Consider the following 13,838-nt stretch of genomic DNA (forward strand, 5'->3'; position numbering starts at 1 on the left):
TCCGCTATGCGTGGCCCAATGCCGGGTCTCTGTTATTCTAATAGCGCATTAAACTTCGCCAGCCACTGCGGATGCGCGGGCCAGGCGGGAGCCGTCACCAGGTTACCGTCTACATGGGCCTGATCGATGCCGATAGCGGCGTAGTGTCCGCCGCTGAGACGGACCTCAGGCGCGCAGGCCGGGTAGGCGCTACAGGTTCGTCCTTTCAGGATCCCCGCGGCAGCAAGCAGCTGTGGGCCGTGGCACACTGCGGCAATCGGCTTACGCGCGGCGTCAAATGCCTGTACCAGCTTTAAGACGTCTTCATTTAACCGCAGATACTCGGGGGCTCTCCCGCCGGGGATTAGCAGCGCGTCGTAGTCCTGCTCCTTTACGGCTGAAAAATCGGCGTTGAGGGTAAAGCGGTGACCGGGCTTTTCGCTGTAGGTCTGGGCGCCGTCAAAGTCATGGATTGCCGTCATAATGTAGTCGCCTTTCGGTTTGTCGGGGCAGACCGCATCCACCTGATGACCAATCATTTGCAAAGCCTGAAAAGGCACCATGGTTTCGTAATCTTCGGCGTAATCGCCAACCAGCATCAGGATCTTCTTGCTCATCTTTCCTCACCTCTATCAATAAAGATGATTAAGATATAGCCTGGCGTGGCTGAATTGCCGGAAATAAAAAAGCCCGTCAGAGCACGGGCAACATAAGCAAATGAATAAGTGATTCGTTATCAACGTTGTTGGAGGATAACGCCGCGTATTTTACGCGGCTGTAAGGGAAGCAGATACCTGACATATTCGGTAGGTGAAACAAGCGATTAAACGTGCGTTACGGTGCGTCAAAGGTCGGGTAAAGGCTATTTTCAAGAAATTCGACGAGATGCCAGATCTCACCGCTAAAAATAAACCAGAAGCCCAATATAATAAGGAGTAAAATAATTAAGGTGAGTATTATTTCTGTTTTTCCCATTGCGGCTTTTACCCACCTGACGCTAATTGATTCGAGGTGGGCATTGTAGCGGGGCTTTTCCGGATACTCCAGTTTCATGCTGCAAGTACTTTATTGCGTCCGTCATTTTTAGCGCGATACAGCGCATCGTCCACACGCTTAAACAGCTCGTCAATACTCTCCCCCTGATTGTGCCGCGCCACGCCAATGCTGACGGTAAACCGCGGCAGGCCCGGAATCGTAATGCGGGCAACGGCTGCGCGGACTGACTCGGCAATCTGCATCGCGGTATCGAGAGAGGTGCGGGGCAGCAGGATAACGAACTCTTCGCCACCCCAGCGGAAGACCATATCGCCCTCCCGACTACAGGCTTCCAGCATCCGGGAAAGGGCGATAAGCACCTCATCGCCTTTCAGATGGCCGAACAGGTCATTAATGTTTTTGAAATGGTCGGTATCCACCAGCAGCAGGCTAAATTGCTGCTGCGCGGGAAGTGTATTCAGGTTGCTTTGATCGGTAATCGCGTAGAACTGGCGCCGGTTGAGTAACCCCGTCATGGAGTCACGTAACGCCGCATGTTCCAGCTCCTGCTCCAGCCTTTTTTGCTCGGTGATATCGTGGATGATGCACAGCATCAGCTTGTCACCGTAGATCTCAATGGGCCCGGCATACGTCTGAACGTGGCGGGTGGAGCCATCGGCAAGGCGGTGAACAAAATTGAGCGGCTTATGACCACCGGGCAGCGCGGCAATCGCAGTCATAATGGGCATCACATCTCGCCCCAGCGTATTGATTTCCCAGGTATGCTTACTGCACATGTCATCATGTGAATAACCATAAAAATTGAGCGCGGCCAGATTCGCATCGACGATTTGGCCGTCGCGGGCCGGATCGATTAACAGCATCGGAGCGCTGTTGGTCAGAAAAAAGCGCGCATAAAAACCCTGTTTTTTCCGCCGGTAGGTGGCGGAACGGGTGGCCTTCAATCCTGAGAGTATTTGTTGGGCGATGCCCTGGAAAACAATCACATCTCCCCAGGGCGCGTAGTGGGCAAGCGAGAGGCGACAGCTTAATGGCGTATCCTGTCCATCCCGGCTCGTTGTCCAGATTTCGACAATCTCTTGCTCTGTTTTCAGTTCAGATACATACATCGACAGGACGGTTTGCGCACTGGCAGAGTAGATCCCTTTGCGCAGGTCATCGAGCGTTTTATCCCCCATGATCTGCGTTGCGGCCACATTTGCAAAAATGATCTTTTCCGACACGGGTGAAACGAGCCACACGGGTGTTTTAATTACATTCAACGCATCAAAACAAGGTTGCGACATAGGCGTTTCCTGTTCATCGACAACATGTGCCTGACATTCATGACAGAATTGACTCGCGTGTACTCCTTTGAAACATACTCCACTTAACCCCGTCAGGCATGATTTTTTTGAGAAATAAATGCGGGGTCCGTTTGAATTTTATTAATGGTTATAATCTGTTTGTCTGAGTTTATCTGCAGCAGTAGCCAGGGTACCTGTTCGGCAGGTAAGGGGCGGGAGAAAAGATAACCCTGCAGGTAATCGCAGCCGAGTCGGGTGAGAACCGCCTGCTGTTCTTCCGTCTCGATCCCTTCTGCCACCACATTCATCTCCATGGTCCGGGCGATGCTGATAATGGTTTCAACCAGCTTGTGGCTTTTTTCATTTTCCAGCATCGACGTGACAAAGCTTCTGTCGATCTTGAGCTCTTTTGCGGGAAGCACGCTCAGCATCAGAAGGTTGGAATAGCCTGTACCAAAATCATCAATCGAGACAACGATCCCCGCGTGATTAAACGCATTGAGCAACTCAATGCTGCGGTCCAGATTTTTAAGCGCGGTGCTTTCCGTTACCTCAAGGATCAGGCGGGACGGAGACAGGCTATATTTTTCCAGCATCGACGAGATGATCTGGAAAATATCCGGCTGTTCAAACTGGATGGGGGATAGGTTGAGCGACAGCGTCCACTGGCTGAAACCTTGCTCAGTCCAGAAATGAAGCTGTCGGCATGCTGCTTCAATTGCCCAGTTACCTACCGGAATAATTAAACCCGTTTGCTCCAGGGAGGGGATAAACAGATTGGGCAGTACAACCCCTTGCTCAGGATGCCGCCAGCGCAGAAGGGCTTCAAAACCGTGAATGGTTTTATCTCCCGCATGCCAGGTTGGCTGGTACCACAGCTCAAACTGATCGCGCTCAAGCGCCTGAGAAAGCTCCTGCAGGAAACCGGGTTTCGCCGGGATCGCCGTTGACATCTCGGCCCGGTAAATCGCCCAGCCGTTGCGGCCCTCTTCTTTGACGCGATGTAGGGCTGCATCCGCCTTAAGCTTCAGCTCGTGCAGCGTTTCGCCATCCTGAGGATAGAGGCTGACGCCCGCGCTGATCGTTGTGCTTAGCGTGTGCCCACATACAGACAGAGGGCGTCGCACGTCTTCGAGCAGCGCGGTGACCAGGGCGTTGAGCCTGTCGTCGTCACATTCTGGCACCAGCAGGATAAAGGCGTCGCCTCCCAGCCTTGCCAGGGTCATCTCTCGCGTGAGCCGGGCCGTGATGCGCTGCGCGACCGTGATCAATAGCTCATCACCGACGCTGTGACCCCACGTATCGTTAACGCGTTTGAAGTGATCGACGTTCAGGAAAATAACCGCAAAGGGCTTTTTGCTCAGCAGCGCGCTGCGCAGACAATCCTGCATGCGGAGATCCATCTGGTGGCGGTTTGCGAGCCCGGTGAGCGCGTCAAACCGCGCCTGTAGCTCAAGCTGGCGGTTGAGCTGATGCAGATTATCCGTCAGCCGGCTGGTGCGCCGGTGGGAATCGATAAGTGAGATGATTAACATCACCCCGAGCAGGCAGAGCGTGGTGACTGAAACCCAGATGGATAACCCCAGCTCGCCGATCCCACCGGGGAGGGTATGCGCCATTTCCTGAAACTGCGCGGCACTCATGCCGGTATAGTGCATCGCACAAATCGCGGCAGCCATGACGAAAGCCGCGATAATGCGATCGATAAAAACGCCTTTGCGTTTATCCCGCAGACGAAAAGCCAGCCACAGCGCCGTACCGGAGGCAACAACGGCAATGACCACGGACAACGCCACAATGCGGCGATCCCAGACGATGCTGCCATCCAGCTTCAGGGCAGCCATACCGATGTAGTGCATCGACACCACGCCAGCGCTCAGGATCGCCGTGGCAAAGAGGAGTCGAAAGATAGAAAGTTTTTTGCCCGCCACGGCAATATTAAGTGCCGTGGCCGATGCAACCACCGCGACGCCCAGTGACGCAAGGGTTAACCAGAGGTCGTAGCTCATCATCATGGGCATTTGCATCGACAGCATGCCGATAAAGTGCATCGACCAAATGCCAATGCCCAGCGTGACCCCACCGGCAATACGCCAGAAGAGGGCAGCCTTTCGGCTGGAGAGGGGGATCTTTCCGGCGCTGTCCAGCGCCACAAAGGAGGCGATAAACGCCACCAGATAAGAGATAGCGATTAACACAGGGTCCCACGATATATTGAGCATTATGCAGTCCCACGCCTGAGAGGGTTACCGATTTCGCCTGCCGGGTACATCTTTATCGGACAACGAACATGCGCATTCAAACCATATTAGTTATTTATCGTGAAAAATGACCAGTCATATTAATACTCTAAAACTTATTAAGAATATAAAATATATTCTCTTGTTAATATATTAAGCATTGCTAAACAAGAACGAATAACAGTAGCAAAGCTCCTTAAATATGAGGGCGATCGTATCGTCTCACCGCGGGCGATACTATCGCTTAAGATGGCGGGAAACCAGTATCACAGCATGCTGAGCAAAACATTTTCACTAATACGTTTTTTTTATCTGACTTAAGACAAATCTCAGGATGCTAACGGCGAAACAAAAAACAAGCGTTGTTTGCGATGAAAAACTTCCGGGCCAATGCTATAAGTCTAAGTGCCGACCAAAATATAAAACGTGGGTATTATCATGCTAAAAAATATTAGTGTCAGGACCTTTATTATCGGGTTCCTTTTCTCTCTTTTTTTGGTAAGTGCGGGTGTCGTTGTTCTATTTTCCAGCAATACGTCTCTCTTTATTTCGCTTAATGTCATCAATTTCGTTGCGCTATTTTTGCTCTGGGTCTATATGACGAAGTATCTTGTGACGCCGATCAATACGGTGAAGAGAAGTATTGAGGAGGTGACCGCAGGTAACCTTGGCGTATCTATCCCTGAATTTGGCAATAACTGTGCGGGCCGACTCATCCCCGGCATAAACAGCCTTTCCGGTAATATTGCGACGCTGGTGCGGGAGATCAGGGCGTCATCGCAAACCGCCATGACCTTATCGGACCAACTCTCGGCACGTAGCGCTCAGCTATCGGTGAAAACCGAGCAGCAGTCTGCGTCTTTGGTGCAAACCGCAGCCAGTATGGAGCAAATGGCAGCGAGCACCAAAAACAATGCCGATAACACCCGCCTGGCGAGCGAGCAGGCAAATGTGGCGACGTTACAGGCGCGCAAGGGCGGTGAGCTCATGGGGCAGGTCGCCAGCAATATGCAGTCCATTACCGAATGCGCGCAGCAGATGACGGAGATCATTTCGTTGATTGACGGCATTGCGTTCCAGACGAATATCCTGGCGCTCAACGCGGCCGTTGAGGCGGCAAGGGCGGGCGATCATGGAAAGGGGTTTTCTGTCGTCGCGGAAGAGGTAAGAAACCTGGCACACCGCAGCGCGGAGGCCGCGAAGAATATCAAAACGCTGATTGAAGTCACCAGCAGTAACGTCACGCAGGGAGTCAGCGTTGTGTCACAGGCAGAGAAAAATATGCATGAAATCGTGACGGGTTCGGGGAATGTCAGCCGCTTAATGGACGACATTTCCGCGTCAACCTCAGAGCAGGAGAAAGGCATTTCTCAGATTACCCTGGCGCTATCGGAGCTGGAGCGGGTTACGCAAAGTAACGTGGCAATGGCAGAGGAACTCAACGGTTCGTCTGATGTATTGCGTAATCAGGTGATTGAGCTGCAGACCCGAACGCGTAATTTCAGGCTCGATCAGTCATCCTTGTCCTCATCACCTGGCGGCTCGCCATCTTTCCTGCAGCGGCCAGAGCACTCTCTCTGACAGCACCTCAAAGCCTGGCATGCCAGGCTTTTTTACGCCTCTGCCTGGTATGTACAATTCATGAGCAATTTCAGCGCGATGGGATACATAGTTGTTGCTTAACCCCTGATGAAAGCTAGACTGACACCGAAGAGCTAAAAAGGTGGAGGCGCTGTGGAAAGCATTAAAGGATCTGAACTTAACGTTCCAGACGCAGTTTTTGCGTGGGTGCTGGATGGTCGTGGCGGTGCGCGACCGCTGGAAGATAATGATGCGATCGATAGTGCGCATCCCTGCTGGCTACATCTGAACTACACCCACCCGGACAGCGCTGACTGGCTGGCCTCGACTCCGCTGTTGCCCAATAACGTGCGCGATGCGCTGGCGGGTGAAAGCCTGCGGCCCCGCGTGAGCCGAATGGGGGACGGGACGCTGATCACCCTGCGCTGCATTAATGGCAGCACGGATGAACGCCCGGATCAGCTGGTTGCGATGCGTGTCTACATGGACGACGGGCTCATTGTGTCGACCCGGCAGCGAAAAGTTCTGGCGCTGGATGACATCGTCAACGATCTGAAAGAGGGCACCGGGCCGGTCGACTGCGGCAGCTGGCTGGTCGACGTCTGTGACGCCCTGACCGATCATGCGAGTGAATTTATTGAAGAACTGCACGACAAAATCATCGACCTTGAAGATAACCTGCTCGATCAGCAGATCCCGCCCCGCGGTTTTCTGGCCTTATTGCGTAAGCAGTTGATTGTGATGCGCCGCTACATGACGCCGCAGCGCGACGTGTATGCGCGTCTTGCCAGCGAAAGGCTCGCGTGGATGAATGACGATCAGCGACGCAGAATGCAGGATATTGCCGACAGGCTGGGGCGCGGGCTGGACGAGATTGATTCCTGTATTGCCAGAACGGCGGTGATGGCGGACGAAATCGCGCAGGTGATGCAGGAGTCTCTGGCGAGAAGAACCTATACGATGTCCCTGATGGCGATGGTGTTTTTACCCAGCACGTTTCTTACCGGGCTGTTTGGCGTGAACCTTGGGGGAATTCCGGGCGGCGCTTATCGCTACGGCTTTACCGCGTTTTGCGTGATGTTAGTTGTTTTGATTGGTGGTGTTGCATGGTGGTTGCATCGTAGTAAATGGCTGTAAATTTACGCTTTTTTCAGCTTTTAACGGGATCAAAACGCTCTTTTAATTGAGCGAAGTCAATAAACATCTACCCCGTAAGGTGCAATATTACTCCCGCAGGTGAATGCAACGTCAAGCGATGGGCGTTGCGCTCCATATTGTCTTACTTCCTTTTTTGAATTACTGCATAGCACAATTGATTCGTACGACGCCGACTTCATAGTCGGCTTTTTTTTGCCTCCTGATTCTCAGCGTCTACCCTAAAAGGGACGACAGCAAATTCTGGAGGGAATGATGAGCATCCTGAACGCTCTGCTACTGCAACAATCGCGTCAATCCGATCCCGTCCCCACCGATCCGGTGCCAATGCCCGATCCCATCCCGCGTCCGCAGCCGATGCCCGACCCACCGCCAGATCAAGAACCGATTAAATTGTCGCATCGAACCGCGAGATCTGCGAGGATACGCGCCATCTGACCGCAAAGATGACCACGAGAGACTACTGTGACCGCTTTTTCTACCCTGAATGTTCTGCCCGCCGCCCAACTCGATAACCTCAACGAGTTGGGTTACCTCACGATGACGCCTGTTCAGGCGGCCGCGTTGCCTGCCATCCTTGAGGGCCGTGACGTGCGCGTGCAGGCGAAAACGGGCAGCGGGAAAACGGCGGCATTTGGCCTTGGCCTGTTGCAGCATATCGATGCGGCGCTTTTTCAGACCCAGTCTCTGGTGCTGTGCCCGACCCGCGAACTGGCAGACCAGGTCGCGGGTGAACTGCGTCGCCTGGCGCGTTTCCTGCCCAACACCAAGATTTTAACCCTCTGCGGCGGACAGCCGTTCGGCGCGCAGCGTGATTCACTCCAGCATGCGCCGCACATCATTGTCGCAACGCCCGGTCGCCTGCTGGATCACCTGCAAAAAGGCACCGTCTCGCTGGATGCGTTACAAACGCTGGTGATGGATGAGGCAGACAGGATGCTTGATATGGGCTTCAGCGATGCAATTGACGAGGTGATCCGTTTCGCCCCGGCCGATCGTCAGACGCTGCTGTTCTCCGCGACCTGGCCGGAGGCCATCGCCGCCATCAGCGGGCGCGTGCAGAAAAATCCGCTCGCTATTGAAATCGACAGCGTAGATGCGCTGCCCGCTATCGAGCAGCAGTTCTTTGAAACCTCGCAGCAGGGGAAAATTTCGCTTCTGCAGAAATTGCTGAGCCAGCATCAGCCTGCGTCCTGCGTGGTGTTCTGTAATACCAAAAAAGACTGTCAGTCGGTCTGTGATGCCCTGAATGCCGCCGGCCAGAGCGCATTGTCGCTGCATGGCGATCTGGAGCAGCGCGATCGCGATCAGACGCTGGTCCGCTTCGCTAACGGCAGCGCCCGCGTTCTTGTCGCAACCGACGTCGCTGCGCGCGGTCTGGACATTAAATCCCTTGAGCTGGTGGTGAACTTCGAGCTGGCGTGGGACCCTGAAGTGCACGTGCACCGTATTGGTCGTACCGCGCGCGCGGGAAACAGCGGTCTGGCGATCAGCTTCTGCGCGCCGGAAGAGGCGCAGCGCGCCAACATTCTCTCTGAGATGCTGCAGATTAAGCTGAACTGGATGAATGCACCGGCCAGCGTCAGCGTAGTGCCGCTGGAGGCTGAAATGGCGACGCTGTGCATTGATGGCGGTAAAAAAGCCAAGATGCGTCCAGGTGACGTATTAGGGGCGCTGACCGGGGATGTGGGTCTGGACGGGGCGGATATCGGCAAGATTGCGGTCCATCCGGCGCATGTCTACGTAGCGGTTCGCCAGGCTGTTGCCCATAAGGCATGGAAGCAGCTGCAAAACGGGAAAATTAAGGGTAAAACCTGTCGCGTACGTCTGCTGAAATAAAGAATGAAGCGTCTCAGACGGTGTTTCTGAGACGCTAATCGCTTACTTCACTTCAAGCACGTTGAGACGCAGCTCTTCAAACTGATTGTCATCTTCTTCCGGCTGCCAGCCCGCTGGCTGCATGGGAATATCTTCCCGATCAAACGCCAGGTCCCCGCCGTTCACGACTTCTGACTCGTGGTTGATGCCTTTAAAGTCGAACAGCTCCACGTCCGCGAGATGGGAAGGGACGACGTTCTGCATCGCGCTGAACATGGTTTCGATACGACCCGGATAACGCTTATCCCAGTCGCGCAGCATGTCGCCAATTACCTGACGCTGCAGGTTCGGCTGAGAGCCGCACAGGTTACATGGAATGATCGGGAAACCTTTAGCCTGAGAAAAACGCTCAATGTCTTTTTCGCGGCAGTAGGCGAGAGGGCGGATCACAATGTGCTTGCCGTCATCGCTCATCAGCTTAGGCGGCATGCCTTTCATCTTGCCGCCGTAGAACATGTTGAGGAACAGCGTTTGCAGGATATCGTCGCGGTGATGGCCCAGCGCAATTTTGGTCGCGCCCAGCTCCGTCGCGGTACGATACAAAATGCCGCGGCGCAGGCGAGAGCAGAGTGAGCAGGTGGTTTTCCCTTCCGGGATTTTCTCTTTCACAATGCCGTAGGTATTTTCTTCGACGATTTTGTACTCAACGCCCAGCTTCTCGAGGTATTCCGGCAGAATGTGCTCCGGGAAGCCCGGCTGTTTCTGGTCAAGGTTGACCGCCACCAGGGAAAATTTCACCGGTGCGCTTTGCTGAAGATTACGCAGGATCTCCAGCATGGTATAGCTGTCTTTACCCCCTGACAGGCAGACCATGATGCGGTCACCTTCTTCAATCATGTTGAAGTCTGCAATGGCTTCGCCCACGTTACGGCGCAGTCGCTTTTGCAGTTTATTCAGGTTGTATTGCTCTTTCTTTGTATTTGATTGATTTTCTTGCATTTATTACTACCTTCGGAGCCAATAGGGGCATAATAGGGGCAAAATTTTTCAGCGTGCCAGCTTATCGTTAAGCATCAGCACCTGTTCGCCATTCATTTCTTCAATCCACGCACCGTAGACTTCATAAACCATTTGCGCGTTTTCATGCCCCATCTGGCTGGCTATGAAAGACGGGTTAGCGCCGGCAGATAAAAGCCAGCAGGCAAAAGTATGCCGCGTATGGTACGGATTCCGGCGGCGAATACCAGCACGTTTTACAGCTGCGTTGAATCTCGCACCGATGCTCGATAAAGAGTAGTTGGCTTTCTGTTCTCCTTTGCGCATCCAGGGTATGAAAACGAATCGCAGGCTTTGATGTTCCACAGCGCAATACTCGCGATGATTAAAGACAATTTCGGTTTTAGGCTGCAGCGCTGTTAGCTTGGGCTGTGCTTTCAAGGCTTCAAGTGCCGGCTCTAAAAGAGTTATAACCCGGTTACCTGCTTCAGTTTTTGGTGGGCCGAACATGCCCAAGACATTAAGATTGCGCTGTATATGAGCCGTGCCTTTTTCCCAATCACAATAATAAAATATCCTCGTCTCGGAATTCTGACGAATCCCGAAATCAGAAAACTGAAAAGTTTCTCTCACGCCACCCAGAAGCTGCCGACGGGATATACACCCCGGCAGGTAAATCATGGGGATCCGCTGACGACCTTAAGGCCGCTCGCTGGATTTACGACAGGCTTCTCACCGTCAACGCATCGCTATCTGAACCAAACTGAGCTGAATGGGCAAACACCATCAGGCTGATGCGTGTCCAGGATAAGCGTACTCACTACGAAATCTGTGACCTGTTCCAGTGGGCTAACCGGGACGAATTCTGGAAAGACAACATCCTGAGCCCCTCGAGTCTGCGAAAGCAGTGGGATCAGCTCACCACCAAACGGCTGCGTGAAACCGGAACGGCAAAACCTTCCCGGGGCGGCATCAACCTGCACAATACCGACTGGATTGACGGGGTGCTGGAATGAAAAACATTGCCGAGAGCATTCGCAATTTTGACCGGGAACAGGCTCGCCGCCTGGCGCACAATCTGCCTGAGCAGTACACCGAACGCGAACAAACGCAGCAGGTGGCGCAGATTATCAACGGGCTGTTTGTGCAGCTGGCGGCCGCGTTCCCTGCAAGCCTGGTTAATCGCAGCCAGGAAGACGTGAACGAGATCCGCCGCCAGTGGGTGCTGGCGTTCAAAGAAAACGTGACCACCAGCATGGAGCAGGTAGAGGCCGGCATGCGCGCGGTGCGTCGCCAGGAACGCCCATTCCTGCCTTCGCCAGGCCAGTTCATCAAGTGGTGCAGGGAAGGGCGCAGCGTGCTAGGGATCACCACCGCTGACGTCATGGCTGAGTACTGGAAGTGGCGTAAGCTGGTGTTCCGGTATCCGAGCAGTGAGCAGTATCCGTGGCCGAAGCCTGTCTTCTACCATATCTGCATTGAGCTGCGACGCCGCGGAACTGATGGTCAGTTGTGTCAGAAAGAGCTCGAGCGTGAGACAGCAGATATTTTGGATATGTGGGAGAAACGCGTTTTAGCCGGTAAGCCGATCCCGCCTGTTCGTAGGGCGCTGGCCGCGCCGGTATCGCCGAAGGGGCCGACACCGGCAGAGCTTTTGAAAGCTAAATATGAACGGATGAAGGTTAGTCGATTTAAATAACCTCAAGCAATAATTCTCTTTAACAATCTGTGTCACGGACATGTCCATGTAGCGGTTACGTTTGATTCATAAACTCCTGGATTGTCGCCAGTTATATACAACCCAAATGTTAATGGAGGAATGTATGTATTAATAGTAGTAGTCATTGTATTATTCACCGTTAGTCGAGCGCCATTAGTTGCAATTTGTGAAAATTTCAGACCAATTGAGTTGGTGTTTTCTTGATAATGTATGCTTGTTGTATGGTTATTATAACCAGAGCTAAGTGTTCCGAGATCTATATTGTTAGGGATATGTATTGAATCAGTGGTTTTTTCTTCTGAAATAAATGTTAATTTTTCTTGTCCTGTATGTATAGCAGAGGTGTTTGAACCGTCGAATAAAGAAATGTTGACTGCAGCACTTAGTTCACTCGACTGAGATGGCACGCTATTGATTATTGGTTGAGTTATTATACCATTACTTGATCCGGAAATATATCCATACCAGTTGTTATTATACGCACTGCAATCATCACCTCTGCTTGTATAGCAATTCAAAGTTATAGTATACGTGGTATCTCTATCTTTGGTAATTTCAAGAGGGGTACTTAGTGTAATAGTCCCATCAATACGATTCTGTCTTTCGAGATATAAAAAGTTTCCGTGTAGCGCTTCTTTCATCCATGCAAATGGCAGGTTGACTTTAAGTTGCGTAGCTACGGTCAATTGATTAGGTGCAGTTATGCCATTACTAAAGCCAATAACTGTACCACTTTTCCCTGTTACGGATAACCCTTGGACAGAGCTCGTATGGAAGGAGGCGCAAGAAAGTTCAGCGGCATAGGTTGGCAAGCATGTGAAAAAGGCTAAAAGGAACGTTGATCTCATAGTTATCTACTCTTATGTTCGTGACAGATAAATTCTGTGTATTTAGATTATATTGTTACGGGCACGTCCACGTGGGATAAACATTTAATGTATAAGTACCTGGTTGGGCACCTTCTTTGATGTTCAAACCTATACTAAAAGGTGGTGTATGTAGTCTCGAGAAAGGTATCCTTCCATCAACAATAAAATCAGAATTATTGGTGTTGGTGTTAGAGAATCTAATAGGAATGTTATTGGTGTTGTTTGTGTATTCAATTTGTTGTTCATGATTGTTTTGACCTATTTGAAGTTTTCCAAGATCTACTGTGTCTGGAAACTTAACTGAATCAGCGATTCTCTCTTCAGAAATAAGTTGCAATTGCCCTGAAATATAATGTGTTGGGCCATTCTCTATATTTATAACTTGAAATACTGTAGCATCGATTATTTCGTTAGGCGTCTTAATTTCTGGTAGCTTAGGGTTTTTGGAAATTACAATCCCTTGGTACCAATCAAAATCTTGTTTTACATGGGTCCGCGAAAATTCATACGTCGTCTGTGTCGCAGAAATAGTAACTTGGCGACTAAGTGATGTAGCGGCATTTGGGCGAGGGGAATAAGATATTTTTGAAAGAACTCTTCCTTCTAATACCTTAGCCATGGTAGGTGTCAATGTTACAGTAGCCGACATATAACTATAGTCATTCATTGGTGCTAGGTATCTTGTTAACCATATGTATCCATCCTCTCCTCCTTGATAAAAAGGCTCGATCTTGGTTGATACGTAGTTTGTACATGTCAGTTCAGCAGCAACTACACTTTTCATTGGAAATAATGTCTGCAATAATAATATGATTGCTAATGCTAAGCGTTTTTTTGTAGTAGGCATGTTTTAAACCATTAATAATGAATTAACTATAATCTAGCAAGAAAGTTATGATGGATTGAAATCCCCCACCTGTTACGCGACCAGCTCCTGATGGAAAATAACCAGCCGAGAATGTATATTTACCTCCAGATTCAAAGTAATCAAAGGATACTTTTTTTTGGCCATCCGGAGTCAATATGTTTCCATTTTTATCTAGCAATCGGAGTCCTACATTTTTAGCTGACTTAGAGTTTTGAAAAAGAGAATTATCGCCATTAGATATGGCGGTGCCAGAAGGCGTGATTTCAACTGTTGAAACACTTGTACTGCAATTTAATGTTAAAGTGAAATCTGTTTTACCTTGTATGGTAT

14 protein-coding genes and 1 pseudogene are annotated in these 13,838 nt (G+C 51.2%); 6 read left to right on the forward strand and 9 right to left on the reverse strand.

Features of this window, described 5'->3' with window-relative positions:
* Positions 1–32: 32 nt before the first annotated feature.
* The 4 genes from INF68_RS19900 to INF68_RS19915 form a co-directional block, all read right to left on the reverse strand.
* Positions 33–596: a DJ-1/PfpI family protein gene (locus INF68_RS19900; protein WP_033145709.1), complete on the reverse strand. Its 564-nt coding sequence runs from the start codon at positions 594–596 to the stop codon at positions 33–35.
* Between the two features lie 217 nt (positions 597–813).
* Complete coding sequence (locus INF68_RS23525; RefSeq protein ID WP_126786863.1) at positions 814–1,032, reverse strand: Ecr family regulatory small membrane protein; 219 nt, start codon at positions 1,030–1,032, stop codon at positions 814–816.
* Positions 1,029–2,261 carry a sensor domain-containing diguanylate cyclase gene (locus tag INF68_RS19910; RefSeq protein ID WP_109843986.1) on the reverse strand — a complete coding sequence of 411 codons (1,233 nt, stop codon included), beginning with the start codon at positions 2,259–2,261 and terminating at the stop codon, positions 1,029–1,031. Before INF68_RS19910 ends, INF68_RS23525 begins: the two co-directional genes overlap by 4 nt.
* 92 nt (positions 2,262–2,353) lie before the next feature.
* Positions 2,354–4,483: a bifunctional diguanylate cyclase/phosphodiesterase gene (locus tag INF68_RS19915; RefSeq protein ID WP_126786864.1), complete on the reverse strand. Its 2,130-nt coding sequence runs from the start codon at positions 4,481–4,483 to the stop codon at positions 2,354–2,356.
* A gap of 456 nt (positions 4,484–4,939) precedes the next feature.
* Here INF68_RS19915 and INF68_RS19920 point away from each other — a divergent pair, with 456 nt between their 5' ends.
* The 4 genes from INF68_RS19920 to dbpA all read left to right on the forward strand — a co-directional run bounded on the left by INF68_RS19920 (position 4,940) and on the right by dbpA (position 9,076).
* A complete protein-coding gene (locus tag INF68_RS19920; protein ID WP_126786879.1) occupies positions 4,940–6,082 on the forward strand; it encodes a methyl-accepting chemotaxis protein in 1,143 nt (380 codons plus the stop codon).
* Between the two features lie 153 nt (positions 6,083–6,235).
* Entirely contained in the window at positions 6,236–7,219 is a 984-nt protein-coding gene (gene zntB / locus INF68_RS19925) for a zinc transporter ZntB (protein WP_023312017.1), read from the forward strand.
* A gap of 282 nt (positions 7,220–7,501) precedes the next feature.
* Positions 7,502–7,675, forward strand: coding sequence for a hypothetical protein (locus tag INF68_RS23450; protein ID WP_305089335.1), 174 nt, complete (start codon positions 7,502–7,504; stop codon positions 7,673–7,675).
* 27 nt (positions 7,676–7,702) lie between these two features.
* Entirely contained in the window at positions 7,703–9,076 is a 1,374-nt protein-coding gene (gene dbpA / locus INF68_RS19930) for an ATP-dependent RNA helicase DbpA (RefSeq protein ID WP_126786865.1), read from the forward strand.
* Positions 9,077–9,118: 42 nt separating this feature from the next.
* Here dbpA and ttcA read toward each other — a convergent pair whose 3' ends face one another.
* Positions 9,119–10,054, reverse strand: a complete 936-nt coding sequence (gene ttcA / locus INF68_RS19935) for a tRNA 2-thiocytidine(32) synthetase TtcA (protein ID WP_047741809.1) — start codon at positions 10,052–10,054, stop codon at positions 9,119–9,121.
* Positions 10,055–10,102: 48 nt separating this feature from the next.
* A pseudogene (locus INF68_RS19940) lies at positions 10,103–10,612 on the reverse strand (site-specific integrase); the annotation flags it as partial.
* Between the two features lie 233 nt (positions 10,613–10,845).
* On the opposite strand from INF68_RS19940, the gene INF68_RS23315 reads away from it, so the two are divergent.
* Together INF68_RS23315 and INF68_RS19950 are read left to right on the forward strand one after the other, a co-directional pair.
* On the forward strand, positions 10,846–11,067 hold the full coding sequence (locus INF68_RS23315; protein ID WP_227412918.1) for a hypothetical protein: 222 nt from the start codon (positions 10,846–10,848) through the stop codon (positions 11,065–11,067).
* Positions 11,064–11,750: a replication protein P gene (locus INF68_RS19950; protein WP_126786866.1), complete on the forward strand. Its 687-nt coding sequence runs from the start codon at positions 11,064–11,066 to the stop codon at positions 11,748–11,750. Before INF68_RS23315 ends, INF68_RS19950 begins: the two co-directional genes overlap by 4 nt.
* A 32-nt stretch (positions 11,751–11,782) precedes the next feature.
* On the opposite strand, the gene INF68_RS19955 is transcribed toward INF68_RS19950, so the two are convergent.
* The 3 genes from INF68_RS19955 to INF68_RS19965 form a co-directional block, all read right to left on the reverse strand.
* A complete protein-coding gene (locus INF68_RS19955; protein WP_126786867.1) occupies positions 11,783–12,619 on the reverse strand; it encodes a hypothetical protein in 837 nt (278 codons plus the stop codon).
* 55 nt (positions 12,620–12,674) lie between these two features.
* Positions 12,675–13,487, reverse strand: a complete 813-nt coding sequence (locus tag INF68_RS19960) for a hypothetical protein (protein WP_126786868.1) — start codon at positions 13,485–13,487, stop codon at positions 12,675–12,677.
* Positions 13,488–13,509: 22 nt separating this feature from the next.
* On the reverse strand, positions 13,510–13,838 hold a 329-nt coding region (locus tag INF68_RS19965; protein WP_193525404.1), incomplete at its 5' end, for a fimbrial protein.

The sequence above is a fragment of the Enterobacter cloacae complex sp. P16RS2 genome (assembly GCF_014982155.1).
Lineage (GTDB): Bacteria > Pseudomonadota > Gammaproteobacteria > Enterobacterales > Enterobacteriaceae > Enterobacter > Enterobacter cloacae_M.

Excerpts from the sequence above, each read along its gene's own strand:
- INF68_RS19900 (WP_033145709.1), bottom strand. The coding sequence starts at position 596 with ATGAGCAAGAAGATCCTGATGCTGGTTGGCGATTACGCCGAAGATTAC.
- INF68_RS23525 (WP_126786863.1), bottom strand. The coding sequence starts at position 1,032 with ATGAAACTGGAGTATCCGGAAAAGCCCCGCTACAATGCCCACCTCGAA.
- INF68_RS19910 (WP_109843986.1), bottom strand. The coding sequence starts at position 2,261 with ATGTCGCAACCTTGTTTTGATGCGTTGAATGTAATTAAAACACCCGTG.
- INF68_RS19915 (WP_126786864.1), bottom strand. The coding sequence starts at position 4,483 with ATGCTCAATATATCGTGGGACCCTGTGTTAATCGCTATCTCTTATCTG.
- INF68_RS19920 (WP_126786879.1), top strand. The coding sequence starts at position 4,940 with ATGCTAAAAAATATTAGTGTCAGGACCTTTATTATCGGGTTCCTTTTC.
- ttcA (WP_047741809.1), bottom strand. The coding sequence starts at position 10,054 with ATGCAAGAAAATCAATCAAATACAAAGAAAGAGCAATACAACCTGAAT.
- INF68_RS23315 (WP_227412918.1), top strand. The coding sequence starts at position 10,846 with ATGCGTGTCCAGGATAAGCGTACTCACTACGAAATCTGTGACCTGTTC.
- INF68_RS19950 (WP_126786866.1), top strand. The coding sequence starts at position 11,064 with ATGAAAAACATTGCCGAGAGCATTCGCAATTTTGACCGGGAACAGGCT.
- INF68_RS19955 (WP_126786867.1), bottom strand. The coding sequence starts at position 12,619 with ATGAGATCAACGTTCCTTTTAGCCTTTTTCACATGCTTGCCAACCTAT.
- INF68_RS19960 (WP_126786868.1), bottom strand. The coding sequence starts at position 13,487 with ATGCCTACTACAAAAAAACGCTTAGCATTAGCAATCATATTATTATTG.